At 48.7% G+C, this 26,578-nt stretch carries 16 protein-coding genes; 8 read left to right on the top strand and 8 right to left on the bottom strand.

Going from position 1 to position 26,578, the window contains the following annotated elements; genetic code table 11:
• Positions 1 to 65: 65 nt before the first annotated feature.
• The 3 genes from ACO6UY_RS00575 to ppsR form a co-directional block, all read right to left on the bottom strand.
• Positions 66 to 2,012: a hypothetical protein gene (locus tag ACO6UY_RS00575; RefSeq protein WP_422488785.1), complete on the bottom strand. Its 1,947-nt coding sequence runs from the start codon at positions 2,010 to 2,012 to the stop codon at positions 66 to 68.
• 260 nt (positions 2,013 to 2,272) lie between these two features.
• On the bottom strand, positions 2,273 to 5,233 hold the full coding sequence (locus tag ACO6UY_RS00570; RefSeq protein WP_422488783.1) for a hypothetical protein: 2,961 nt from the start codon (positions 5,231 to 5,233) through the stop codon (positions 2,273 to 2,275).
• A gap of 553 nt (positions 5,234 to 5,786) precedes the next feature.
• Positions 5,787 to 6,608: a posphoenolpyruvate synthetase regulatory kinase/phosphorylase PpsR gene (gene ppsR / locus ACO6UY_RS00565; protein ID WP_269674394.1), complete on the bottom strand. Its 822-nt coding sequence runs from the start codon at positions 6,606 to 6,608 to the stop codon at positions 5,787 to 5,789.
• Between the two features lie 290 nt (positions 6,609 to 6,898).
• Between ppsR and ppsA the strand changes: the two genes are divergently transcribed.
• Entirely contained in the window at positions 6,899 to 9,286 is a 2,388-nt protein-coding gene (gene ppsA / locus ACO6UY_RS00560; RefSeq protein ID WP_422444976.1) for a phosphoenolpyruvate synthase, read from the top strand.
• On the opposite strand, the gene ACO6UY_RS00555 is transcribed toward ppsA, so the two are convergent.
• Positions 9,271 to 11,403 carry a hypothetical protein gene (locus ACO6UY_RS00555; protein ID WP_422444974.1) on the bottom strand — a complete coding sequence of 711 codons (2,133 nt, stop codon included), beginning with the start codon at positions 11,401 to 11,403 and terminating at the stop codon, positions 9,271 to 9,273. The genes ppsA and ACO6UY_RS00555 overlap by 16 nt on opposite strands.
• Positions 11,404 to 11,749: 346 nt before the next feature.
• Entirely contained in the window at positions 11,750 to 13,849 is a 2,100-nt protein-coding gene (locus tag ACO6UY_RS00550) for a WD40 repeat domain-containing protein (RefSeq protein ID WP_422488782.1), read from the bottom strand.
• A 331-nt stretch (positions 13,850 to 14,180) separates the two neighbouring features.
• Between ACO6UY_RS00550 and rraA the strand changes: the two genes are divergently transcribed.
• Positions 14,181 to 14,660 (top strand): ribonuclease E activity regulator RraA, encoded by a 480-nt coding sequence (gene rraA, locus ACO6UY_RS00545; protein ID WP_269674391.1) that lies wholly within the window; start codon positions 14,181 to 14,183, stop codon positions 14,658 to 14,660.
• A gap of 315 nt (positions 14,661 to 14,975) precedes the next feature.
• Positions 14,976 to 16,415: a pyruvate kinase PykF gene (gene pykF / locus ACO6UY_RS00540; RefSeq protein WP_422488780.1), complete on the top strand. Its 1,440-nt coding sequence runs from the start codon at positions 14,976 to 14,978 to the stop codon at positions 16,413 to 16,415.
• A 133-nt stretch (positions 16,416 to 16,548) separates the two neighbouring features.
• On the opposite strand, the gene ACO6UY_RS00535 is transcribed toward pykF, so the two are convergent.
• Positions 16,549 to 17,550, bottom strand: coding sequence for a threonine ammonia-lyase (locus tag ACO6UY_RS00535; RefSeq protein WP_422488778.1), 1,002 nt, complete (start codon positions 17,548 to 17,550; stop codon positions 16,549 to 16,551).
• Between the two features lie 230 nt (positions 17,551 to 17,780).
• On the opposite strand from ACO6UY_RS00535, the gene ACO6UY_RS00530 reads away from it, so the two are divergent.
• The gene (locus ACO6UY_RS00530; protein ID WP_422459097.1) at positions 17,781 to 18,536 is read left to right on the top strand and encodes a hypothetical protein; all 756 of its coding nucleotides are present in this window, start codon (positions 17,781 to 17,783) and stop codon (positions 18,534 to 18,536) included.
• 42 nt (positions 18,537 to 18,578) lie between these two features.
• Here the strand turns inward: ACO6UY_RS00530 and aceA are convergent, their stop codons facing one another.
• A complete protein-coding gene (gene aceA / locus ACO6UY_RS00525; RefSeq protein ID WP_422444963.1) occupies positions 18,579 to 19,895 on the bottom strand; it encodes an isocitrate lyase in 1,317 nt (438 codons plus the stop codon).
• A gap of 138 nt (positions 19,896 to 20,033) precedes the next feature.
• Here aceA and ACO6UY_RS00520 point away from each other — a divergent pair, with 138 nt between their 5' ends.
• From ACO6UY_RS00520 to ACO6UY_RS00505, 4 genes are all read left to right on the top strand, one after another.
• A complete protein-coding gene (locus ACO6UY_RS00520; protein WP_422444961.1) occupies positions 20,034 to 20,966 on the top strand; it encodes a LysR family transcriptional regulator in 933 nt (310 codons plus the stop codon).
• Positions 20,967 to 21,151: 185 nt separating this feature from the next.
• Positions 21,152 to 21,283 carry a hypothetical protein gene (locus ACO6UY_RS00515; RefSeq protein ID WP_269674385.1) on the top strand — a complete coding sequence of 44 codons (132 nt, stop codon included), beginning with the start codon at positions 21,152 to 21,154 and terminating at the stop codon, positions 21,281 to 21,283.
• Between the two features lie 171 nt (positions 21,284 to 21,454).
• Positions 21,455 to 22,630, top strand: a complete 1,176-nt coding sequence (locus ACO6UY_RS00510; RefSeq protein ID WP_422444959.1) for an alpha-hydroxy acid oxidase — start codon at positions 21,455 to 21,457, stop codon at positions 22,628 to 22,630.
• Between the two features lie 158 nt (positions 22,631 to 22,788).
• Positions 22,789 to 24,972 (top strand): malate synthase G, encoded by a 2,184-nt coding sequence (locus ACO6UY_RS00505; RefSeq protein ID WP_422444957.1) that lies wholly within the window; start codon positions 22,789 to 22,791, stop codon positions 24,970 to 24,972.
• A gap of 133 nt (positions 24,973 to 25,105) precedes the next feature.
• Here ACO6UY_RS00505 and purB read toward each other — a convergent pair whose 3' ends face one another.
• Positions 25,106 to 26,476, bottom strand: coding sequence for an adenylosuccinate lyase (gene purB / locus ACO6UY_RS00500; RefSeq protein ID WP_422444955.1), 1,371 nt, complete (start codon positions 26,474 to 26,476; stop codon positions 25,106 to 25,108).
• Between the last annotated feature and the right edge of the window lie 102 nt (positions 26,477 to 26,578).

Genomic DNA, 26,578 nt, shown 5'->3' with positions numbered 1-26,578 from the left:
AACGGAGTGCGGAGACACGACAACCCGTCAAACTCATTGAAACCATGTACTAGCGCAGAAAAGCGTTAACATTGGTCCGGGACGATCCTCCAGAAAGAAAAAAAACTTTGTATTCTGACACCATTGCCACCGCGATCACTTTCGATCTGTATGCTGCGGCTGCACGGGCTAAAACAAAATGCATGAATTCTGTGTTCTGATGGCAACCGGTCCTTTTCCTGCCAGATCCCGTCTGCGTTCACCCCCAGCAAAATCAGGTGGTCGGTTTCGGTTTCAAGGGGTGGTACAACGGCAAGCAGGCAGCTCTCATTATTAAAACACCCATCCCTGATGGAAAATTCGATACGTTGACTGATCCACTCACCAGAAGGTTGGCGTTGGTGGATATCGGTATGGGCTGACGGTTCATTACAGACAATGGTGCCACCGTCAGGACTGACTCTGGTCAGAGATCCAGCCGAAAATGTTTGGGCTTTGCCCCAGGTTCCGGACACCGCCTTGCGCCAGACTGATATTTTACGCCCGTTTATGCTGATAAATTCATCCGGGTGCACAGAAAAATGAACACTGCCTTTACCGCCATGGGGCTGCTCCTGAGCAGCGGGAAGCCATTGATCCTCACTGTTTAATTCCCAGATTTCAACACCGTCATCGGTGGCGATAATCAGATGCCGACCATCGGGACCAAAAGCAGGTTCCAGGGGGTAATACGTTGTCGGAGGCTCACAGGTTTTGACAATTCTCTGCTTTTCACGCCATTTTCCGTCCGGACCAAGGGACGCGATGACGACAAAGAAATTATCTCGATGAACATCAACGCCAGCAATATCAAACCATGTGACAAAATGCTGATTATCCGGGCTGAATAGTACTTCAAGTTCAAACTCATCATCCGACTCACTACCAGCACCGGTTATAAAGTTCATGTCAATATCAGTGTCTGTAACAATGATTTTACCGGTTTCTGACCAGGCCCCATCGTCTGACTTGCCCATTAGCGTGAGGCATGAACCATACCAAAGCGCGACATGACGGCTGTCATCACTGAACAACAAGTTACGAATACGGGTTGTAATGCTGCCTTTATTAACCCACTGACCTTCCGCTTCCCGGCCCAGAATGGCAACTTCACGCCAATCGTACGTACAGACCAGTGCGCTGGCATCCGGTGACAGATAGAAGTCATTCATAGGATACAGATAAGCGTCATCCTTCAATATTGTCCTGATTTGAGGAAACACCTCACTGATGGTCAATTGCTGTTGCTCAACCCAGGAGTTATCGTGACATTCATAAACGGACAATAAGTGGTCTTTGCCGATGTATTTGTAGTGCGGTGGTTCTCCCACCAGGCTTTTCGACACCTTCTGTGGGATAAATAAAATATGGTTAGCACGCTGCTGATCAAAATTGCAAATTTCATTGTATTTGATTTCAGCGGACCGGCACCAGTGACCATGACGATCCGGAGTCAGAATATCAATGAACCCCTTCACCCTGATTGCGGCAATCATGCTCAGCTCAAGATCATGATAATGCCCGCTATAGCTATCCAAATACAAGCTCCCAACGGGCTTCAGGGTAAGTGCCGTTGCATCAATAATCTGCTGGCGCGAATGCCGGGTGTAACAGGCATAAAAGGCCGGGCTCAGCTGCACAGGGAAGTGGCGCCTGGAAAATATCGATAACGTCCTGAGGTACTGAAGGAGTTGCCGGTTAGAATGAATGATTGTCTGACACGAATTCTGTTTGTCCTTTGGTAAGGAGAGGAAGTAGCGGACTTCTTCCAGTCCGCAGGCCACCAATCGGCTGGCCACTGCCTTGCATGTTTGGGCGAACGCGCTTATATCTTCAATTGATAAATAGCTGGTGATGTTCTCGAATGGTAACGTCGGCAAGGTAACCCACCAGCGATGGAAGCAGACAGGATCCCGGACTATTTCAGGCCTGATTTCATTACCCACTGCCTGAGTAACAGCAGTCTCAGTATTTAACGGTTTGGCAAGCGGCAATTAATCCCCTCCCATATCCGGGCAAGAGGCCGTATTTATCCTGGCGCATATTGCCCGTTTAGAAGCCTGGTCCGGGAGCTGGCGAATACATCAATGATGACGCATTGACCGATCTCGTTCGGAAGACTGCAAATTGTTGTCAGTTCCGCACCCGGATATACCTTCGATCCGAAGTATAGAGGGTGAATTATGTCTCGCAGTAACAATTCCCGGCCGCAAGAGATGATAAATGCCAACAAAGCGATCATGAGAGATTTAACTCACAAAGAGGTCAGGGCTCCTAAGGCCAGTAGCTTGACGATCACGGCATTCAGAGCAACCAATGGATTTACGCCATATTGAACGCCAAGGTCTGGCTGGTTATCCCATGTAACAAAACCAACGTTGGGAATCAGCTCACGACGTTTCAATATACTGAAATCAGCAATATTGGTACTTTCTGAACAACCCGGATATATGGATTTCGGAATTATGTTTTGTTTTATATCGTTAATGAATCTGGCGTCATGACCACACCAGTAGATGACCTCTCTGACAGCCTGTGACAGCAGCTCATTTTCATCCATGGCCTGATTCACGCACTCTTCTGTGAATTGGGGAAAGGCCTTGTGAAACAGCGTGGTCAGAATTGTCTTTATTTTACGCTCATGATTCAGCATGGACTCCCTGTCGTCAGGATCGAACTGTTGTTGAAAACAGCGGGCATATTGCAATACCAGTCCCTGGGCATTGTTGGCCAGTTCTGAAAATGCCACCTTGGCCCGGTCCTCTGATTGTTCAAAATCAAGAAACTTCTGACATCTTTTGGAGAAAAAGTAATCTTCACCCAGCTCAATCATACTTTTCGTATCACCCGCATTTCGTATGCCTGCGGGACCTGCACTGGGATGTTCTGACGCTTTTTTCCACTGAAGCATCATCCCCTCGAAAGGGGCATCCACATAAGATGAAAGGACATGGTGTTTTCTGCTAGTCATGGAATCACGGTCTGCTGTTATTACTGCTGGAGCATACAATCCGCAACTGAATAAAACACCGCAATCATGGGCAAAGTTACAGAGTCCCGCGAAAATCTGATCCGCCTGTGTTACGGGATCGAGATCGCAGGGGTATAAATGAAAAGGTGAATCTTTGGTTGATTTCAGGTGAAGGCAATAACCTGCCTTGCCTTCAATATCGCGACACTTCTCCCCGGATTTTGACCTTTTGGCTGGAGGCGTAACTGTTGTCGAATCAATTGGCGCATTGCTCCAGTGATATCTGCCGACAACTTGGGGAATCGAGCTTTTCAAGCCATACTGACTGGCTATGGATGCCAACAGGCTGATTTTATTACCCGTTTTTGCCAGCTCTTCCGGTTTTTCCGTATCGCTGAGAAACTCCAGGTAATCCCAGCCATCATCCGTACGCTGAATGGCAAACGTACGTCCGTGCACCTCGGTATATTCTCCCGTTAATGATACTGTCGGGGGCGGCGCTGTCCACTGTTGCGGATTGCCCGGTTTTTTCCAGTCATTATCAAACTGATTTTCCGGTGGTTGATAATCTTTATCCAGTGATAGCAACAACTGCCAAATGTTAGGACTTTCCAAATTATTAAGGGGGTAAACAGTCTGGCGAAATAAGGTTTCCCGCTGTTTTGCACAATCAGGATCAGTTAACCAGTGATTCAGCACATGTATTCGATGGCCGGGAGGGGCAAGGCGTAGAAATGATTCAATGATGTCAAAATGTAATGTTGTGACGACTTTGCTATAGGCTACCAGTAGCTCATCTGATGCTGAGTAGGCCAGTCGCTCATCTATTGGAACCTGACTATGTGGATCCGGCCACAGATCCGGGCGATAACTTTTTTGGCGAGTGGTAAAGGCTGCCTCTTCCTTCCGGTATTCCGGCTCCATTCGAACCAGTGACAGGCCATCGATCAACAGCCAGTCCATGAATTTCATAAAATCATCAGGATGGGTAAGGCCATTACAGCATTTAGCCCTGCTGATCAGGATGTTCCATGCCTCACAATAACGAGGATCTTTCTGTAAAAGCCCCGTAATGTTGGTAGAAATAGTATCATCCAATACCGTAAAAATTTTTGTCGCCCACAGGCTTACATCGCCCAGACGCAAATGTTTGGTATGATCCGGGCCTGACCATTTTTTCGATTCATGATTTCCCTCCTGGTAAATGGACGCTTGCTTCATGGCAAGATGGATAAACGAATGTCCTTTCTTATTGGGAAAAATTGTATCCTTGTACCACTGTAGCCCATCATTATCGGGCAAGGTCCATAAAAATGGAGCTACCCGATTTACTGTATTGATAAATAATCGTTCATTGGTCAATCCAGCCTCTTTGGCCATAAGAAAAGGAGAATTTTTTAAATTAACGGATGCTTCCTTAAACGGCTTGCTGGCGACGGTAATACCCATTCCACATAATAATTCGGTAGATTGATGCAGTCCTCCCAAAAGAGCTGTCATTGCCATCACTTGCTGTTCACGCTGAGAAAATGAACAAATAAGGGTACGGGCTTTATCCGGTGATTGTTGTGCAATGGCTTCAAGAACAAAAAGCAATATTATGCTGTCTTTGTATCTATAAATCTCGCGAAGATTTGAAGTTCGGTGGTTGCTGAACTTATGCCTAAATAAGTCTTCAATCATATCTCTGGCATTACATTTTTGACGGAGGTAATTGAAGAACACCATTAACCTTGTATGTGAAACGGTTGGTATTGATTTAGCGATTGTTTCCTGAAACAGTCCATCATTCATGCGTCGAGTTAAAATCGTCTGGGTAAGAACGTCAAATTGAGGGTCCGCACCAGCGAAAATAGCCTTAACAAATAATAGGTCCGGGCAATACGGGTTGCAGTTGTCTACCAGTTTCATCATTGTATCAAAAGGGAGGTAAACGATAGATTCAGGATTCGGATCCATCCAGGCAGGGCCGTTAATGATGGGAAACCCTTGTTCAATAATATAGGTCAGTACTTTCAGGTTGCTGGTGTTGATCCCTGCCCAAATAGCGATATCCCGAAGTACTCCTTGAATGCCATCCGCTATTATTTTTCTTAATTGAATATCCTTTGAGTAAAAACGTTTACCCACAAGGATTAAGTCCTCATCAATGTATTGCCAGATATTTCTTTTAAGGTTATAGACTTTACCCCTTAAACTGACACCGACGTGTAATTCATCAAGCTGTTGAACAAGTTTCTTCAATTCTTCCTTAACATATTGTTTTTCAACATCTTTTAAGGTGAGCAATGCCTGCAAACCCGTTTGGTTTACCAAGTGAAGGCCAGCGCTGGAAGTCACATTCTGACTGCCTTCGGTGCTTCCTGTAGAACTTCCTGTAAAGCTTCCAGTAGCTTTCGGACCACAAGGTTCAGAATGACTGACTTTGCTGCCAGTAAGGGTAAACAACCTGTTAGAACCTGCTGCACTGGTTTCAGATTCTCCAGTGTTGTCGGAGCCAGAATTGACAGGGTTGAGGTGTACCTCCTTGTCTTCAGTTTGTCGCACTGTCAGAGATTTATAATTTCCTGTCTCGTCGCAATAGCTGGCTTCTGAAGTTAAGTCTGATGCATTAGTCGTATCGGTTTTTATGCCTGTTACATCCACGTTTTCTTCCTCTTGTCAAAGATGCCTTTCCAACCATTCGACAAGGGGAAGGAAAAAAAATTCAATTCCGCGGGCCACAAGGAAAAAATAACTGTTATGCAACAATTTAATTAAGGGCAGTCCTCAGGGCCTGATGAGTTTTGAATGATGGTTATTTCAGCCTTCTTGTCAGATTGGCCTGATCCATGATCCGTGTTGCAATCTCTTCGACAGAAAATTCAGTGGTATCGATATAGCTGATCTGCTCCTGGTTATAGATCTGTTCAACCATCTGTATTTCATATTGACATTGCCTGACTGATGAGTAGCGGCTGTTTGGACGGCGCTCATTTCTGATGCCTGAGAGCCGGGCCGGATTGATGGTCAAACCAAAAAGACGTTCTTTGTGCGGGCGAAGAAAATCAGGCAGCTTGATGCCCTTATCAAAATCATCCTCGGTAATGGGGTAATTGGCGGCATAGATACCAAACTGTAAACCAAGATAGATGCAGGTGGGTGTTTTGCCCGAACGGGAGGCACCCAGCACGATAATATCGGCCTTTTCATAGTGTCGGATGCGGGCACCATCATCATTATCAAGGGCAAACTGCACCGCTTCGATGCGACGGTGATAGCTGGCACTGCTGGTTGTGGAACGCTTCTTGCCAACGGTATACAACGGGTGTGAGCCTAACTCCATCTCCAGGCCGGGAAGGAAGGTAGCAAAGAGGTCAATAATATAAGCCCCGCTGGTGTGCAGCAGTTTGCTGACCTCTTCATTCAACACCGTCATAAAGAGGATAGGTTGAATCACCTCATGCTGATGAGTCTCTTTAATCAGGGTCAGTGCCCGAACGGCTTTTTCGGGGGTATCAATATAGGGCAGGGTGTGGTGACGGAATGTAGGCCCCGAGAACTGGGCCAGCAGACTTTGGCCAAAGGATTCAGCGGTAATGCCAGTACCATCAGAGATAAAAAATACCGATCGCTCCATTTTATCGACTCCAGCAGCATAAATTCAGGGGGTAATAGCTTGAGATCACCTGTTTCTGGTACAGGTAGATCAAAATGATGTGATCCAAAGTAAAAAACTCTTCCAATCAATAACATTTTCAAACAAACTATACCGAAATCTTCCCGGTGAGGTAACCGGTGTCGTCTTATTGGCAGTACTATGACAGCTTTATTTATGGCCCTGGCAGAGTGGAACTCTGACAGCACGGTCGGTGAATTCTCAGCGGTGAAACCCATGGTAATCCTTTGGAGTACAGGCAGGAGAGTGGCTTGAACAGTTCATCTTTACCAGAGTTTGTTGTGGGCCTGGATGCCCTGGGCAATAGTGATGTGGAGAGGGTTGGTGGCAAGAACGCCTCGCTGGGAGAAATGCTCAGCCACCTTGGCAGGGCAGGGGTTCGTGTACCCGGTGGCTTTGCCACCACGGCAGAGGCCTATCGAGACTTTCTGGATGGCTCAGGGTTATATGATCGAATTCATACCCTGCTAGATGAACTGAATATTGATGATATTCAACAGCTCACCCGGGCGGGTGCCAATATTCGTCAATGGATTATGGATGAGCCATTTCGACCGGAATTTGAACAGGCCATTGTCAACAGCTACCGTGAACTCTGTGGTGATCAGGAGGATCTGGCTGTGGCAGTGCGGTCATCGGCAACGGCGGAAGACTTGCCCGATGCCTCCTTTGCCGGGCAGCAGGAAACCTTTCTGAATATCCGTGGTGCACAGAATGTTCTGCGAGCGGTTCGGGAAGTCTTTGCCTCTCTCTTTAATGATCGTGCCATTTCATACCGTGAGCATCAGGGCTTTGACCATCGGGATGTGGCGCTGTCGGCCGGAATTCAGCGGATGGTGCGCAGTGAAACTGGGGCTGCCGGGGTGATGTTTACTCTGGATACCGAGTCGGGTTTCCGCGATGCGGTATTTATCACCTCCTCCTATGGCCTGGGAGAGACCGTGGTTCAGGGGGCAGTAAACCCGGATGAATTTTATGTTTACAAGCCCGCACTTGAAGCAGGGCGCTCTGCCATTCTCAGGCGGAATATGGGCAGCAAGGCGATTCAGATGGTTTACGGTGATGCTCCAGAGACCGGAAGATCGGTGCAAACCGTGGACGTTGACCTTAAAAAGCGCCAGCAGTTCTCCATCAATGATGCCGATGTGCTGGAACTGGCCCGTCAGGCCATGGCCATTGAAGCCCATTACGGCCGACCCATGGACATCGAGTGGGCCAAAGATGGCGATGACCAGCAGCTCTATGTGGTTCAGGCCCGGCCTGAGACAGTACAAAGTCGAACTGAGTCCAGGACGCTGGAACGTTATCGCCTGTTGCAACAGGGTAATGTTCTGGCAGAAGGCCGCAGTATTGGCCAGCGCATTGGTCAGGGGCGTGTCTGTCTGGTGGATGATCTGGCGGATATGGACCGGGTTCAGGATGGCGATGTGCTGGTTACCGATATGACTGATCCGGACTGGGAGCCGGTTATGAAACGGGCTTCAGCCATTGTCACCAACCGGGGTGGGCGTACCTGTCACGCCGCTATTATCGCCCGAGAGCTGGGTATTCCAGCAGTGGTCGGGTGTGGTGACGCTACCCGCCGACTGAAAGATGGTCAGGCGGTAACGGTTTCCTGTGCCGAAGGGGATACCGGCTTTATTTATCAGGGTGAGTTGCCGTTTGAGCACCAGAAGAAAGATCTGGATCAAATGCCTGAGTTGCCCTTCAGGATTATGATGAATGTGGGGAATCCTGACCGGGCTTTCAGTTTCTCCCGACTGCCCAATTCGGGTGTGGGGCTTGCTCGACTGGAATTTATTATCAACAAGATGATCGGTGTTCATCCCAAGGCTTTGCTGAACTATCAAACTAATCCGGACAGCGTCCCCGATGCTGTCAGACAGCAGATTGATGAGCGAATGGCGGGCTACGGCAATCCTGTCGACTTTTACGTTGAAAAACTGGTTGAAGGCGTCGCTTCTATTGCTGCCGCTTTTGCCCCGGAAAAAGTTATTGTCCGACTCTCAGACTTCAAGTCTAACGAATATGCCAACCTGATTGGCGGCAAGATCTATGAGCCCCATGAAGAGAACCCGATGCTGGGCTTTCGTGGCGCTTCCCGCTATATCTCGGAATCCTTCAGGGACTGTTTTGAGCTTGAATGCCGGGCCATGAAGCGGGTCAGGGAGGAGTTCGGTCTGACCAATGTTGAATTGATGGTGCCATTCGTCCGAACGCCGGATGAAGCCCGTCAGGTCATCAACATTATGTCTGACTTTGGACTTCGTCGTGGTGAACATGGCCTGAAGATTATTATGATGTGCGAACTGCCATCCAATGCGCTGCTGGCTGATGAGTTCCTGGAATATTTTGATGGCTTCTCCATTGGTTCCAACGATATGACTCAGCTGGCCCTGGGGCTTGATCGGGATTCCGGCTTGATTGCTCACCTTTTTGATGAGCGTAATGCCGCCGTCAAGCAGTTGTTGTCCATGGCGATTCAGGCCTGTCGCCGACAGGGGAAATACATCGGTATTTGCGGCCAGGGGCCCAGTGATCATCCTGACTTTGCCCGCTGGTTGATGGAAGAGGGTATTAATACCGTTTCCCTGAACCCCGATTCGGTTCTGGAAACCTGGCTCTATCTGGCGGAATGACTTGATAGTCCCTGTGTAGGGTTGTGCAAAGATTGCCCTGGGGGGCTGACAGGAATCTTCCAGAGAAGTACTGTGTCCCCTTTGGGTACCCCCCCGGGGTTCTTTTTGCAGTGGATTATTAAATGACCACCATCGGGGCTAAAATCGGCCACTTTAACGGGATGATCCAGTTTTATCATCTCTCTTTCTGCCCATTTTCCATCATCACCGATACTCCAGAGTTGCACAAAGCCCGGCTTGTCATGATCTTTGTAATCTTTGCCAAAGATCAGGAAATGGTTCTCCCATTTATTAAACTGGGCGCATTTGATCAAATAGGGACCGGGTTTTGTCAATGCCTGTTGTGTCCATTTGCCCTTGTCGTCTCGCCCCATGATGCCGGCGGTACTGTCCTGGCTAACGGAAAATGCCAGACGGCCTGATCGGGAAAATTGGGCAACATCAATTGGTTTTTGATGCTTAACCTCCAGCTGCTCCAGCCATTCATCGTCTGTGTCAAGCCCCTGAATTTTCACAGTGCAATCATGACCGACGGTCAGTACACTGTCTTCCTTAAGATTGAAGTGAGCAATGATAATCCCTCCCTGATGACATGCCCGTGCTTTCTCAATCAGGTTACCTTCCCTGTCATCACCCCAAATGCAAGCGTAATTTGTTTCATTGCCATAGCTCAGGAGCTGTTTTTCTGAACGACTGAAGATAGCTCTGTCACTGCCGGGGTGCTCAAGGATTTGGGGTTTGTTCAGATTGCCTGAACCGCAATCCCAGATTTTAAAAGAGCCACCACCGAAGTCGGCCAGTACTTTGTACCCCGAGGTGCTGAAGGTGGCATTATCACAACTCGGGATCTCTATTTTTTCTACCCAGTCAACATTAGCGTTATAACCGGAAATTTTTGTTTTTCTGGCTAAATCACGGGTAAGTGCAAATGTCGCTGAGGGATTGAAGGAGGCTGAGCAAATACGGTTGGTCCCTCTAACGCCCTGGTTAATTTCTACGGGTTGCTCAGAATGATGGACCTCTCCGACCTGCGACCATTTGCCGTAGGCATCGTGAGCCAGAAAGAAAACCCGGTTATCCAGGAGGACAAGGGCATGGCTCTCATCCCAACTCAACTGACAATCAGAAATTACACGGTCGCAAGCCTTGACAAATACACGAGCAATACAGTTGCGCTGCTCATTAAGGTGCCAGATGGTCGCTTTTTCAACATTGTGAGTCATTAAAAAAGTATTCGTGGGGACGAAGTTCAGTGCTCTTGGCCCACATTGTCTGATCTTTACTGGCTGGTCTAGCAGAGTCCACCGGCTGCCATCCAATCGCAAAACATTGATGCTGCCGGCGCACTGATCGTAGGTCATAATCTTGTCCTGCACCGGGTTGAAGCTTGCCATCACTGGTTCGTAGCCATCTTCAAGTGGCGAGTGCTCAAGCACCCGCGACTCCACCCAATGGCCATCACTATTGAGTGTACTCACCTTGACCTTGCCATCCTCGCTGCAGCAAGTCAGAAGCGTGTTTTCCGACCGGTTAAGCTGGGGAATAATCTGCTGGGCCCCAACCCTGCTCCTGCTGTTCTCCAACCAGTTACCATCCGCGTCTTGTCGCCAGCTTACCAGGCTATGATCTTTCAAACTGTCGCAACCGCTGATGAAGAGGTGCTTACCCGAAGGGCTGAAGTAGGTTTGAACAATATAACAACTGAAGTGGGCCTTCTTTTGGAACGTAAGATAATTGGTCTGGCACTGGAAAATTTCACTCGTCGCCGGGTCAATATTGCCCGGCTCAATACGACTATCGCACTGTATCGTACTGATACCAGGCTGTTGCGATGTGCTGCCTGGTGATAAACGATTCGTGGACAAATGCAGCCCGACAATTTCCAGCTTACGATGCTCAATATCTATATCTATGCTGGTCGTCCATTCGGAGGGTAAATGCTGTTTCAGTCGTTTGAGCGATTGATCCTGACCCTGTTCAGAGGCTTCTCTGATACGTTTATTAAAGTTAGCCACTAACCCGGATATTGGCTTCAGGCCGTTAATTAACGCCTCTTCATCTTTTTTCAAGCCGCTTCCATCTAAACTTGTGAGACAACTCTGCTCTATTGGTTGCATGGTTACTCCTGCCTTATTGGTACATAAGTAGTTAACCAAATGGAATCATATATTTCTGACTAAGTTGTCAGTCACTCTGCGGCGTTGCAACTCCGGTCACATAGCTACGGCTATGCTCCCTACGTTGCGCCTTGCATAGCAACTGCCCACTTAGCCAGAAATATACGATTCCATTTGGCCAACTACTTAGATGGTTTATTTATACGACCATTGATCATTAGCATCCTTTGGGTCTTGGTCTCATCCTGCTATTACCTGTCTAAACATTCAGGAACTGAGCTGTAGATTATTGAATTTGGCAAAAGTTCCTGCTCTAAGGTTTGTTTAAGTAGAACTGGCTATTTTTTCATGCTGAGAGGCTGGCAGGAATCTTCCAGAGTAGCGCGGTAGCACCTCTGGGTAAGGTGGCACTCCCGGAATTATTCTGGCAGTGGATCATTATATGATCACTATCAGGGCTGAATTTGGCAATTTCAACGGGATGAGCCAGTGTTATCAGTTCTTTTTCTGCCCATTTGCCATCATTACCAATGCTCCAGAATTGGACAAAACCCGACTTGTCATGATCTTTGTCACTGCAACCAAAAGTCAGAAAATGGTTATCCAATTTATTAAACAGAGCGCCCTGGATCACATAGCCATCATGCCTTGTTATGGCCTGTAGCGTCCATTCGCTATTATCGTCACGCCCCAGGATGCAGGCGGTGCCGTCCATGCTAACGGTAAAGGCAAGGCGACCGGAGATGGAAAAATCGGCAAAATCGATTCTTTTTTGATGTTGAACCATCAGCTGTCCCTGCCATTTGCCATCTCTGTCAAGCCATTGGACTTTCACAGTGCAATCACGGCTGATGCTCAGCACACTGTCCTCCTGACCATTGAAGCGAGCAAAGTTAATCCCCCTCTGATGACATATCCTTGCTTTCTCAATCAGGTTACCGTCTTCGTCATCACCCCAAATGCAAGCGTAATTCGTCAGATTGCCAAAGCTCAGGAGCAGATTCTCTGAGGGACTGAAACAGGCTCTGTCACTGCCGATGTGCTCAAGGGGCTGACCTTTGTCCAGACGGTTACCGCTATGGCAACCCCAGATTTTAAAAGAGCCTCTGCCGAGTCTGGCCAGTACTTTGCGCCCGGAGATGCTGAAGCTGACAAGATCACAACTCGGAATCTCTCTTTTTTCTACCCATGCACCATTATCGTCATAACCGGAAATTATACATTTCTTAGCTAAATCATGGGTCAGTGCATACTGCCCTGAGTTATTGAGGTAGGCTTTACAAATACGGTTGCAAACATTTTCGTTGCAGTGATTTACTATCTGCGCGGAATGACGAACCTCTCCGACCTGCGACCAGTTGCCGTCGACATCGCGAGCCAGGAAAAAAACCTGGTTGCCCCGGGGGAAGATAAGAGCGTGCTGCTCATCATCACTCATCTGGCAATCTTCAATTGAACTGTCGTAATTTTTTTCAAATTTATTCTCAAGGCAGTTGCTCTGATCATCACATCCCCAGATGGTCACTTTTGTGCCATTGTAAGTTATTAAATAATTATTCGTGGCATTGAATTCCGGTGCTGTTAGCCCAACTTGCCTGATATCCCCCAGCGGGTTTAGCAGGGTCCACTGGCTGTTACCATCCACGTGCAATACGTTGATTTTGCCGGTGAGCGGATTGCAGGACATAATCTTGTCCTGCAACGGACTGAATCTTGCCTTCACCTGCTCATCGCCATCTTCAAGTGGGGGGTGCTCAAGCACCCTCGTTTTTTTCCAATGGTCATAACTATTTAGCGTACTCACATTGAGATGGCCTTCAGGGGTGATACTCAAGAGCGTATTTTCTAACCGGTTGAGCTGGAAAAGAATCTCCTCGGAATCTTCGACCTTACTCCTGCTCTTCTCCGACCAGTTGCCATCGTCACCTTGCCGACAGGTTACCAGGCTATGATCATTCAAACTGTCGCAACCACTGATCAAGAGGGTCTTTCCTGTCGGGCTGAAACAGGCATCAAGAATATAACCACCGAAGCTGGCCATCGTTATGAATTCAAGATTATTGGCCTGGCATTGAAAAATTTCACTCTTCGCTGGGGCAATATTGCCCGGCTCAATACGACTATCGCACTGTATCATCTCGATATCAGGCTGTTGCGATGTGGTATCCGGGGATAAATGATTCGTGGAAAAACTGAGTCCGACAATTTGCTGCATCTTACGATGATCAATATCGGTTTCTGTACTGGTCGTCCATCCGGCTGGTAAATCCTTTTTCAATCGTTTGATTGTGTGATTCTGATCCGTTTTAGAGGCTTCTCTGATACATTTATTAAAGTTAGCCACTAAACCGGATATAGGCTTCAGACCGTCAGCTAACGCATCTTTGTCTTTTTTCAAACCGCTTCCATCTATACTTCTGAGACTACTCTGCGCTATTGGTTGCATGATAACTCCTGCCTGATTGGCTCATAGATGGTTTATTTATACGACCATTGTTAAGTAGCACCTTCTGGATCCTTGTCCCATCCTGCTATTAACTGTCAGAGTATTCAGGAACTGAATTGTAGATTGTTGAGTCTGGTAAAAGTTCCTGCGCTGAGTTTTTAGTTCAGGTTGATAAAACCACTGGGAAAATGCCGAGCGATAGTGGGCATTGCACGTTTATGGTGTGGCATTTAATTGTGCAGAGAAGTAATCCGCATTTCACAGAGGAAAAGCTTTTCTCGGTGTTTTTTTTGGTTATCATGCCAGTCTGAATTGTCATGGGAGAATAATAATGAGTTTTACCACCCCCGATTTGTGTGATGATTTCCCGGGAAGCCTTCAGGTCGTTGACCCGGGTTTTAACAGCTTTGGTGGCAGGGATATTTTTGGTGGCGAAATTGTCACCATTAAATGCCATGAAGATAATTCCAGAGTTCGGGAGCAGGTGTTCAGTGACGGTCACGGTAAAGTGCTGGTTGTTGATGGCGGCGGTTCCCTGAGAAGGGCCTTGTTGGGTGATATGCTGGCAGAACAGGCCGTAAGCAATGGCTGGCAGGGTATTATTGTTTATGGCTGTATTCGTGACGTTGAAGTGATTTCACAACTGCCGCTGGGGGTTCAGGCGCTTGCTGTACACCCGATGAAAACGGATAAAAAAGGGCAGGGAGAGGTCGATATTCCTGTTCGGTTTCATGGCGTGGACTTCATTCCCGGCCATTTCCTGTATGCCGATTTGAACGGGATTGTCGTTTCTGCTGAACGACTGGTTTGATGCCTGGTCCTGTTTCTTTCGATCCTGGCATTGTGGAAGCAGGGCAATCCCAGTCCTTCATAAATAACGAATCTTTCTATAATAAGTCACTGTTTCACAAGCATTTTCATAAGTTATTATGGTTGGTGATTAATTAAACATATTTTCGGAAAATACTGATCTAAAACAACGGATTTATTGTAAAAAGGCCAAGGTTTTCTTTCGTTTTTGCGGTAGTATCCGCACCCACCAAAGTGTCGGGACTTCGTATACCTGACCGTCAATCACACTGGGAGACTCTCGGACTTATGCCCGACAGGCTCCCGGAAATCCCCTATGACGGAGAAAACTCCAGTGAGAAAGACTAAGATCGTCTGTACCATCGGCCCAAAGTCTGAATCCCATGAGATGCTGACCAAACTGGTCGACAATGGCATGAATGTGATGCGACTGAATTTCTCTCATGGTGACTTTGACGAGCATGGTGCCCGTATTGCCCGTCTGCGCGAAGTCATGGCTGAAACCGGTAAGCGTGTTGCCATTCTTCTGGACACAAAAGGCCCTGAAATCCGAACTGTTAAACTGCACAGTGGCGACGACGTCATGCTGAGCGCAGGACAGGAATTTACTCTGACTACCGACACGTCTGTTATTGGTGACAGCACGCGTGTAGCGGTTACCTACGCCGGCCTGACCGATGACCTGAAGCCGGGTAACACGGTTCTGCTGGACGATGGCCTGATTGAACTGACGGTAAAAGAAGTCAAGGCTCAGGAAATCGTCTGTGAAGTCAAGAACAACGGTGAACTGGGTGAAAACAAAGGCGTAAACCTGCCTGGTGTTAAAGTTAACCTGCCAGCCCTGTCAGAAAAGGATAAGGCTGACCTGGTCTTCGGTTGTGAGCAGGGCGTTGATTTTGTAGCGGCTTCCTTTATTCGTAAAGCCAGCGACGTTAACGAGATCCGTGAACTGCTGGATGCCAACGGTGGTAAGGAAATCCAGATCATTTCCAAGATCGAGAACCAGGAAGGCGTTGATAACTTCGACGACATTCTGGCCGTTTCTGATGCCATCATGGTGGCCCGTGGTGACCTGGGTGTAGAAATCCCGGTTGATCAGGTGATCTTTGCTCAGAAGATGATGATCAACAAGTGTAACCATGCCCGTAAGCCGGTTATCACGGCTACCCAGATGCTGGATTCGATGATCAAGAATCCCCGTCCAACCCGTGCAGAAGCCGGTGACGTAGCAAACGCTATTCTGGACGGCACCGATGCCGTTATGCTCTCCGGTGAGAGTGCCAAAGGTAAGTACCCGGCAGAATCTGTGGCGGTTATGGCAACCATCTGTAACAGCACGGATGGCAGCATGGAACTGCGTGTTGAAGAGTTCGATGCCGAGATCGACAATTATCGCAGTATCACCCAGGCGGTTTGCCGTGGTGCGGTCAAGACGGCAGATATTCTGGCTGCCAAGCTGATTATCGTTGCCACTGAGCAGGGTAAGTCTGCACGTTCTCTGCGTAAGTTCTTCCCTAAAGCCCAGATTCTGGCGCTGACCTCTTCCGAGAAGACCGCTAACCAACTCAGTCTGAGCAAAGGGGTGACCACCAGCCTGGTACCACAGCAGGAAAACACCGACGCATTCTACAAGCTGGGTAAAGAGCTGGCGGTGAAGCACAACTTTGTTCAGTCTGGTGATCTGGTTGTCATGGTTTCCGGTGCCCTGGTTGAGTCCGGTACTACCAATACTGCTTCTGTGCACGTGATCGATTAATATCTGAGCTCTTTTTGATTACACCCTCTTGCCTGTCCTTCCCACTGCGGGGGAGGGCTGGCAGGCATTGCTACAGGTTGGATATATTTTCACCAGTTATGCCTGCCCAACGACCAGCCGGTCAATCGGATACTCAGACAGCCTCTAATATTGCAGCGTACTTATCCGGATCAACGTTACCTCCACTGCCAATCGCCACTACGGTTTTATTTTCAAACAGTGCCGGGTTATCCATAATCGCGGCAATGGCCACCGCACCGCTGGGTTCCAGCACCAGGTTCATCTCCTGAAAACCGAGTCTGATGGCGTCATGGGATTTTTGCGGATTGACTGTTATACCCCTGACACCGGTTTGCAGAACGATGTCCAGGTTGGCAATGCCAGGCTCAAGGGCCAGTAAAGCATCACAGTCACACAGGATATGACCTTTGGCTCGAGAGCGCCTGCCGTTTTCAAGGGAAATGCCCATGCCCTGGTAACCATCCACTTCAACGGCCCATACCTGGGTGTTGCTGCCAAACACCAGGCTTGATCCTGCCACCAGGCTGCCACCACCAACGGGGCAGAGAATGTGATCACAGGATTTCCCGGACATCGCCAACTGCTCCTGCAGCTCCAGCGCTACAGATGCCTGGCCAATGATGATCTCGTGGTCATCGAAAGGGTGCAGCAGAACTGCGTCGTGGTCTTTGGCTATTTGCCTGGCCATAGCGCTGGCAGCTTCCTCCCTGGAAGGTTTATTGCATTGGCAGAGAATAATCTCTGCGCCGTAACGTCTGGCATTATTGACTTTTGATTTGGGGGCATCATGGGGCATTACCAGCCTGACCGGTATGTCCAGAAGCTGTCCGGCGGCTGACAGGCCTGCTGCAAAATTTCCTGAAGAATAGGCTGTAACACCTTGTTTTTTCTGGCCATCCGTTAAATTTAACAGTCGGTAGAAGGCCCCCCGGAATTTAAAGGCCCCGGTAATTTGCAGAGACTCGGCTTTGATCAGCACTTCCCCGCTGATCAGTTCACTCAAGACATCGGATTTTAACAGCGGGGTGGTGCGCACATTGTTTCTTATTTGCTGAAAAGCATGGTTTAACTTCAGATAATCAGGAAGCTGGTTAACATTGGGTACTGCTGACATAACCTCAACATCTTTAACTTATTAAAGGCAAACTGGCTTTGGTGCTACCATCGCCTTTAAAAGATAGTCAAGATTGGCTGTGAGGTCTGAAAAGTTCAGTGCCGGGCGGTTTTCCCGGGCACCGGGATAGCGTGGGCTGTGACAGTTATCACTTAAAAATTGAACTTATACATAAAGAACAAGTCTATGTAAATGATGCAGTTATAATAATTATCTAAAGGATTGTGTGAATGTTTCCGAAGATTCCCGGGGTACCAGCCTTCGTATCATCTGAACGGGCTAATCAAGGTTCAGGTGCAAGCAAAGGAAATAGCTCAAAAACAGCAAAGGATTTTTACTCGAAATTCAGTTCGCCTTATGCATATCAACGTGCTGTCTGGATTCTTGATGATATAAAAAACTTCATTAATTCCACACAGTCAACACTCAAAGATGTGCAGGCACTTCGGAGGGCAATACATGAAAGAAATTTTTCACCCTCTGCCATTGGTAAAAAGTTTGTTCCTAAACAACCCTGCACGCCATACGCAGAGCAGCAGACAGCAGAAATCCTTACAGACTTCGATTCTTTCAGGTGCTCCCGATACACAACCCTTGGGGATGGTGCCGCCCTGCGTCGATTAATCAATGCTAAATTTCGGAACAACGAATTATCAAAAAGTGGCACTACTGTTTACCACACTGCACATTCGGAGTCGTCAGACTATCAAAAATTAGTGGAGAACTATGATAAAGCGGTGGATGGCCTGTTTGCTCATCAGGTATCAATACTGACCAACAATCTGGCGCATAAACTTACTATTTCCAGTGCTGAGCTTGAGAGTATCCAGCGTAAAAGTAACAAGTCAGCGAAAGTCAGGTCACTTCTCGATACGTTAATAACGCCCAGTAAGCTCAGGAAGTCACAGGAAAAAACAGCTCTCAGTTTTAAGAGTGCGCTAAAGAGAGTGCATCCTGAACTGGCCAGAGATATGTTTCATCGCTAAAAATGAGCCCCGTCATCCATCAGGGGCTCAAGCATTTACGATCTAGAACTGCTCTTCTTCAGTAGAGCCGGTTAATGCTGTTACTGAAGACTGACCACCCTGGATAACCGTTGTCATATCATCAAAATAACCGGTTCCGACTTCCTGTTGGTGGGCAACAAACGTGTAACCTTTTTCCGCAGCACCAAACTCTGGCTCCTGGACCATCTCGACATAATGCTTCATACCTTCGCCCTGGGCGTAGTTATGAGCCAGTTCAAACATGTTGTACCACATGTTATGAATGCCTGCGAGGGTGATGAACTGGTACTTGTAGCCCATATCACTCAGTTCCTGCTGGAATTTGGCGATGGTTTCATCGTCCAGGTTCTTCTTCCAGTTAAAGGAGGGTGAGCAGTTATAAGCCAGCAGCTGATCCGGGTACTCAGCTTTGATCGCTTCTGCAAATTTACGGGCTTCATCCAGGTCTGGAGTGGCGGTTTCACACCACAGCAGATCCGCGTATGGCGCATAGGCAAGACCACGGGCAATTGCCTGATCAATACCGGCCTTAGTCCGGAAGAAACCTTCAGGGGTTCTTTCGCCAGTCAGGAATGCTGCATCGTAAGGATCGCAGTCAGAGGTAATCAGATCAGCAGCGTTGGCATCGGTACGGGCCAGAACAATGGTCGGTACATCGGCAACGTCAGCAGCCAGTCGGGCCGCAATCAACTTCTGAACAGCTTCCTGGGTGGGAACCAGCACCTTGCCGCCCATATGGCCACACTTTTTAACGGAAGCCAGCTGGTCTTCAAAGTGCACTCCGGCAGCACCGGCTTCAATCATGCCCTTCATCAATTCATAGGCGTTCAGTACACCACCAAAGCCTGCCTCTGCGTCCGCCACAATCGGGGCAAACATGTCAACATAGCCTTCATCACCCGCTTGCTTACCGGCTTTCCACTGAATCTGATCAGCACGACGGAAACTGTTGTTGATGCGCTTGACTACTGCCGGCACGGAGTCAACCGGGTACAGAGACTGGTCAGGATACATGGTGCTGGCGGTATTATTATCTGCCGCAACCTGCCAGCCGGAAAGGTAGATCGCTTCAATACCTGCTTTAACCTGTTGTACTGCCTGGCCGCCAGTGAGGGCACCGAGACAGTTGACATAACCTTTTTTAGACTGGTTGCCATACACCAGGTCCCAGAGTTTCTCGGCACCCTGTCTGGCAATGGTGTTTTCGATTTTCACCGAACCTCTCAGACGGACGACGTCTTCTGCACTGTAGGTCCGTTTGACATTTTTCCAGCGTGGGTTCTCCGCCCAGTCCTTTTCAATGCGGGCAATTTCTTCAGAGCGGTTATAGCGAGCCATGTTATTTTCCTCCCCCGGACAGCGAGGTGTAGTTATGCGACTGTTGAAATTCAAACAAATGTTTGATTTACGTCGCACATCCTAAACACCTGAGAAAGATTCTGGTAATTTATAAGAGTTATCTCGGGTATTTATAGAATGAATATTGCACGCGTTGATCTGAATTTGATGGTTTACCTGGATGTTCTGCTCAGGGAGCGCAACGTAACCCGTGCCGCGGAACAGTTGGGAATTACCCAGCCCGCCATGAGTAATGGGCTGCGCAGACTGCGGGAGTTGTTTAATGATCCTCTGTTGATCCGGACCAGCGAGGGGATGACCCCAACAGAGCGTGCACTTGAACTCCAGCCACTGATTCGTGAGGCATTACTGGCCATGGAGAAAACGATTCAGCCAAGAGAGAAGTTTGATCCTGAAACCAGTCAGCGGGTTTTCCGGATCATGGCTTCTGATTATGCTGAATCAACCCTGATCCCTCTGGTGTTGAAGCAGGTTCGCTCACTGGCTCCGAATGTGACGCTGGATGTCCTGACGCCCAGTGATGTGAGCTTTCATGACGTGGAGCAAGGTTGGGTGGATATGGCCATTAACCGTTTTGACAGTCTGCCTCAGTCGTTTTATCAGTCGCGGATCTGGCAGGATGATTTTTCCTGTGTGATGAGCAGGGAAAACCCGATACTGACTGATTTTACCCTGGACACCTATCTTCAATCCCAGCATATCTGGGCCAGCAAAACCGGAATGGGGATTGGCGTAGGGGTTAATCCTGAGGATGTACAGCGACTGGGCTGGGTCGATGAAGCGCTCGCCGCTGTTGGCAAAAAACGTAAAATCAGTGTTTTTACCCGTCATTATCAGGTGGCGATGCTGTTGTCTGTCCAGAATGATCTGATCGCTACGCTTCCCAGTCGGCTTGCAGATATTGAACGATTCAGTACCAGGCTCGCTGTCGTCAGGCCCCCGTTTGAAATTCCATCATTTGACCTGTCCATGGCCTGGAGCCCTTTGCTGCATCACGACTCTGCCCATCAGTGGCTGAGGCAGATTATTAAATCCGTGGCGGGAAAGTGACCTTGTCGTTTGTTTTCACACAGGCCAACAAATAACACCATAAACTAACAGTCGCGACTGTTATTCTTTGTTTATCTGTGTTCTAATTTGCCTGCTTTCGCTGATTTGCGCGAAACAGAAGAGGAAAATAAGACATTATCCTCCGTTAAAGAACTACAAAATCAGTTGGATTATTGGAGATAAAAATGGATTGGCTGAGTGATCTGGAAGCAGAGCATGCACTGTTTGATGTTGCCGAAGAGTGCAAGGAATTTATCGCCGAGTCATACTACTTGTTAATCTCTGAGCAGCAGCAGGGTGTTGTCCTGGACGACTGATTGACCAGAGCAGACGTTATTGAAAAAGCCCTTTTCTTTTTCCCAAAAGAAAAGGGCTTTCTTTTTTCCCTTCACAGAATTTGAAGCCGGACCAGACAGAACTCCCGGATTTTGCACATTTGTTTTTGCCCGCTAGATTTAACAGACTCCTACAAAATTTGGGCAGATCCTATGTTTGCCGCTCACTCCAATCTTGCACAAATATGCTCTATTCATGACTTACAGGCTCTGGCCAGAAAACGTGTGCCAAAAATGTTCTATGACTACGTAGACTCAGGTGCCTGGTCTGAAAGGACTTATGACAGTAATCACTCTGACTTTAACCATTTACTGTTTCGACAGCGGGTTGGGGTGGATGTAGCCCAGAGAAGTACCGCATCTCTTATGGCGCAGACTCCGGTGACAATGCCGGTGGCGCTGGCTCCTGTTGGGTTGGCAGGGATGCAGTATCCTGATGGTGAGATTCTGGCTGCCAGGGCTGCAGAAGCATTTGGTATTCCCTTTGCACTGTCCAGCTTGAGTATTTGTTCAATTGAAGACGTTGCCCGGCAGACCCATCAACCTTTCTGGTTTCAGTTGTATGTATTTAAAGACCGGGATTTTACCCTGCAACTGATGGAACGAGCCAGAAAGGCAGGTTGTAAAACACTGGTTGTCACCATGGATCTGCCCATCATGGGGCAAAGGCATAAAGATGTTAAAAACAGGCTTTCAGCCCCGCCCCGGATAACCGCCACATCGCTGATTCAGTTCCTTAATCGCCCGGTCTGGTGTTTGAAGATGGCTTTCTCATCACATCATACTTTCGGGAATATTGTCGGTCACGCAAAAGGAGTCAACAATCTGAGCTCTCTTGCCATGTGGACATCAGAGCAGCTGGATGCCTCATTAAGCTGGAACGATATACAGTGGATTCGTGATCACTGGGATGGTTATTTGATCATTAAGGGAATACTGAATGCCGAAGACTTATATCGCACCATTGATGCAGGTGCCCAGGCCGTGGTGGTCTCTAACCATGGTGGACGCCAACTGGATGGTGCTCCGTCAACCATCAGAACTGTGGCAGGTCTTGTAAAAGCGGCAAACCAGCAGGTTGATGTGTTGCTGGATAGTGGTGTGCGCAGTGGCCAGGATGTACTGAAGGCGATTGCGCTTGGCGCTCAGGGGGTTCTTGTTGGGCGAGCCTTTGCTTATGGGCTGGGGGCTGCCGGTGAAGCTGGTGTAAACCGTGCTCTGGAGATCATTTATAAAGAGCTTGAGTCCACCATGGCACTGATTGGCGAGACGAAAATCTCCAGCCTGGGCGCTCATAATTTGATTATTCCCGATCAATTTTCCATTTAACAGCCACCATTCACAGGATAAATAGCCGTCATTGCGGGCGTTAATTGGACATACCTTCTCGCTTCGATAACATTGACAGTTGGATTGTTGTGCTTGTACATGGTTGCAGCATAATGTATACGTCAGTTGCATAATAATGATCAGGAAGTGAGGTTGAAATGACTGAACGCATCCAGAAAGGCGGCCTGCAAATCGCCCCGGTACTCCATGATTTACTGGTAAATGACATTGTTCCGGGAACTGGTGTGGACCCGGAGAAGTTCTGGCTGTCCCTCGAAGCGTTGGTTAATGACCTCGCCCCTGAAAACAAAGCGCTTCTGGCTCGTCGGGATGAACTTCAGCAGAAGATTGATGCATGGCACCAGCAAAACCGTTATACCGAAGAAACTAAGTCTGAGTACAGGTCTTTCCTTGAGGAAACAGGATATCTGCTGCCTGAAGGGGATGACTTTGCCATCTCCACCAGCAAGGTCGACAGCGAAATAGCTCGTCAGGCAGGGCCCCAGCTGGTAGTTCCTGTTATGAATGCCCGCTTTGCCTTGAATGCAGCCAATGCCCGCTGGGGCAGCCTGTATGATGCGCTGTATGGAACGGACGCTATTCCGGACAGCGAAGGAGCAGAAAAGGGCAAAGGGTATAACCCGGTTCGTGGCAGAAAAGTGATTGAGTTTGGTCGTGAATTGCTGGATACCGCGGCTCCACTGGCTTCCGGTAGCCACAAAGACGCCGTTCGCTATCAGGTGTTGGAGAACAGTCTGGCCATTTCACTTGAGGATGGTTCAATCACATCCCTGAAAGAGCCGGAAAAGTTCTGTGGCTATACCGGAACACCTGAAAAGCCCGACTCAATACTGTTGAAAAATAATGAGTTACACATTGATATTCAGATGGATCCTGAAGGTGTGATCGGCAGGGATGACGCTGCGGATGTACAGGATCTGATCGTTGAGGCTGCCATTACCACCATAATGGACTGCGAAGATTCCGTGGCGGCAGTGGATGCAGACGACAAGGCCCTGGTCTATCGCAACTGGCTTGGACTGATGAAAGGTGATCTGGAAGATACTTTCGTTAAAGGTGGCAAGCCGGTGACCCGAAAGCTGAGTTCTGACCGGATTTACACGGCACCAGACGGCAGTGAGCTGATCTTGCCCGGCAGAAGCCTGATGTTTGTCCGAAATGTCGGTCACCTGATGACCAATGATGCCATTCTTGATGCTCAGGGTAATGAAATACCGGAGGGCATTATGGATGGTATGTTCACCTCCCTGATTGCCATCCACGACCTGAAGAAAAAAGCAGGTAATCAGCAGAACTCCCGGGAAGGCAGCATTTATATCGTCAAGCCCAAGATGCATGGTCCCGAAGAAGTCGCCTTTACCTGCAAGCTGTTTTCACGTATCGAAGCGGCGCTTGATCTACCTGCCAACACCTTGAAGGTGGGCATTATGGATGAAGAGCGCAGAACTTCCATAAACCTGAAAGCGTGTATCCGTGAGGCCAGAGATCGTATTGTCTTTATCAACACCGGTTTCCTGGACCGTACCGGGGATGAAATACACACCAGTATGGAAGCCGGACCTGTTATTCCCAAAGGGGAGATGAAGCAGTCGACCTGGATCCAGGCCTATGAAGATCAGAATGTTGATATTGGTCTCCATACAGGACTGCCCGGCAAAGCCCAGATTGGTAAAGGCATGTGGGCAATGCCGGATGAGATGGCCAAAATGATGGAGCAGAAGATTGCTCACCCCCTGTCAGGGGCCAACACCGCCTGGGTGCCGTCTCCCAATGGCGCAACACTTCATGCCGTTCATTATCACAGAGTTAATGTTCTGGCCCGTCAGGAAGCGCTATCCCGTCGTCAACAAGCCAGTGTTGATGACATTCTGCAAATTCCGGTAATGACCGATCCGGGTAAATTATCCGCAGAGTTGATCCAGAAAGAGCTGGACAATAACGCCCAGGGCATTCTTGGCTATGTGGTGCGCTGGATTGACCAGGGTGTTGGCTGTTCCAAGGTTCCGGATATCAACGACGTTGGTCTGATGGAAGACCGTGCCACGCTGCGCATTTCCAGTCAGCACATTGCCAACTGGCTTCGTCATGATATCTGTTCAGAAGCGCAGGTAATGGCAACCATGAAGCGTATGGCTGTGATTGTAGACCGACAGAATGCCGCTGATACCGCTTACCGGCCCATGGCACCAGACTTTGATAAGAGTATTGCCTTTGCTGCGGCCTGCGACCTGGTTTTCAGGGGTTGTGAGCAGCCTAACGGTTATACCGAGCCTGTACTTCATCAACGGCGGAAAGAGTTTAAAGCGGCTGGTTTGGCTTAAAGACTGGCTGCCCGGGCGAATAAAAACGCTCTCAATCAACCGGTTAGCTGGTTAATTGAGAGCGTTTTCTCTATTGGGTCAACGATTCTCCCTGATCTTCTTTAACATTATTTTTGATGACTATTTGTCAGTGTTAAATAGCCAGAGCCTGCTCTACCGCATTACCAACATAGGTGGCTGGTGTCAGCGCTTTTAGCTCGGCCTTTACATTGGCAGGAAGCTCCAGACCATCAATAAACGTTGCCAGAGTCGCTTTGGTAATGCCTTCCTGACCACGGGTCAGTGCTTTCAGCTTTTCATAAGGCTGTTCGATACCATAGCGGCGCATGACGGTTTGAATGGGTTCTGCCAGCACTTCCCAGGCGTTATCAAGGTCTTGCTGAAGACGGGCAGGGGAGGCTTCCAGCTTGCCAATGCCTTTCAGGGTCGCCGCGTATGCAATCAGACTCTGACCCAGACCAACGCCCATATTGCGCAGCACGGTGGAGTCCGTCAGATCGCGCTGCCAGCGGGACACCGGCAGTTTGGCAGCAAGATGCTGCATAATGGCGTTGGCGATGCCCAGGTTACCTTCAGAGTTTTCAAAATCAATCGGGTTGACTTTGTGGGGCATGGTGGAAGAGCCTACCTCACCGGCAACCGTCTTCTGCTTGAAATACCCCAGAGAGATATAGCCCCAGACATCCCGGTCAAAGTCGATCAGAATGGTGTTGAAACGACAGATGGCATCATAAAGCTCAGCAATGTAGTCGTGGGGTTCGATTTGGGTGGTGTAGGGGTTCCACTCCAGACCCAGACTGGTAACAAACTGCTCGGCATGTTCAGCCCAGTCCACTTCCGGGTAGGCCGACAGGTGGGCATTGTAGTTGCCGACAGCACCATTGATTTTTCCCATGGGGACAATGCTTTCGATGTGTTTCAGCTGACGCTTCAGGCGGTAAGCCACATTGGCCATCTCTTTGCCCAGGGTGGTCGGGGAGGCGGTCTGGCCGTGGGTTCTGGACAGCATGGGCTGGTCGGCATGGGTCCTGGCCAGCTGTTCAATGGCTGTGATGATGTTACGCATCTCAGGCAGCACGGCTTCGCTCATACCGGTTTTCAGCATCAGGCCATGGGCGAGGTTATTGATATCTTCCGATGTGCAGGCAAAATGGACAAACTCACTGATCGCTGACAGCTCATCATTACCCTGAAAGCGCTCTTTGATCAGGTATTCCACCGCTTTCACATCGTGGTTGGTGGTGCGCTCAATCTCTTTCACCCGCTCAGCTTCGGCCATGGAGAAACTACTGACCAGACTGTTCAGCAACTGGCTGGCTGGTTCAGACAGTGCCGGAACCTCGGTAATGGCAGAATGGCTGGCCAGAGATTGCAACCAGTGAACCTCCACCGCAACCCGAAAGCGGATCAGTCCATATTCACTGAAAATGGTTCTGAGGGATTGGGTCTTATCACCATAACGTCCATCAATGGGAGAGACGGCGGTCAGTGCATTCAGCTCCATGTTTTATGCCTTAAGCTCGGGGGAAAAGGGCGCATGATAACGGATCCCTCTGTCAGATTCTAATCATTGGCCGGTTGGCCTGAAGCAGAATGCTGATCAGGA

The organism is Endozoicomonas sp. ALE010, assembly GCF_049310165.1.
In the GTDB taxonomy this organism is placed as follows: Bacteria; Pseudomonadota; Gammaproteobacteria; order Pseudomonadales; family Endozoicomonadaceae; genus Endozoicomonas.
This window is presented reverse-complemented; position numbering and strand designations above follow the sequence as displayed.

Excerpts from the sequence above, each read along its gene's own strand:
- ppsR (WP_269674394.1), bottom strand. The coding sequence starts at position 6,608 with ATGGAGCGATCGGTATTTTTTATCTCTGATGGTACTGGCATTACCGCT.
- rraA (WP_269674391.1), top strand. The coding sequence starts at position 14,181 with ATGAGTTTTACCACCCCCGATTTGTGTGATGATTTCCCGGGAAGCCTT.
- pykF (WP_422488780.1), top strand. The coding sequence starts at position 14,976 with ATGACGGAGAAAACTCCAGTGAGAAAGACTAAGATCGTCTGTACCATC.
- ACO6UY_RS00505 (WP_422444957.1), top strand. The coding sequence starts at position 22,789 with ATGACTGAACGCATCCAGAAAGGCGGCCTGCAAATCGCCCCGGTACTC.
- ACO6UY_RS00555 (WP_422444974.1), bottom strand. The coding sequence starts at position 11,403 with ATGCAACCAATAGAGCAGAGTTGTCTCACAAGTTTAGATGGAAGCGGC.
- ACO6UY_RS00535 (WP_422488778.1), bottom strand. The coding sequence starts at position 17,550 with ATGTCAGCAGTACCCAATGTTAACCAGCTTCCTGATTATCTGAAGTTA.
- ACO6UY_RS00520 (WP_422444961.1), top strand. The coding sequence starts at position 20,034 with ATGAATATTGCACGCGTTGATCTGAATTTGATGGTTTACCTGGATGTT.
- purB (WP_422444955.1), bottom strand. The coding sequence starts at position 26,476 with ATGGAGCTGAATGCACTGACCGCCGTCTCTCCCATTGATGGACGTTAT.
- aceA (WP_422444963.1), bottom strand. The coding sequence starts at position 19,895 with ATGGCTCGCTATAACCGCTCTGAAGAAATTGCCCGCATTGAAAAGGAC.
- ACO6UY_RS00530 (WP_422459097.1), top strand. The coding sequence starts at position 17,781 with ATGTTTCCGAAGATTCCCGGGGTACCAGCCTTCGTATCATCTGAACGG.
- ACO6UY_RS00515 (WP_269674385.1), top strand. The coding sequence starts at position 21,152 with ATGGATTGGCTGAGTGATCTGGAAGCAGAGCATGCACTGTTTGATGTT.
- ACO6UY_RS00550 (WP_422488782.1), bottom strand. The coding sequence starts at position 13,849 with ATGCAACCAATAGCGCAGAGTAGTCTCAGAAGTATAGATGGAAGCGGT.
- ACO6UY_RS00510 (WP_422444959.1), top strand. The coding sequence starts at position 21,455 with ATGTTTGCCGCTCACTCCAATCTTGCACAAATATGCTCTATTCATGAC.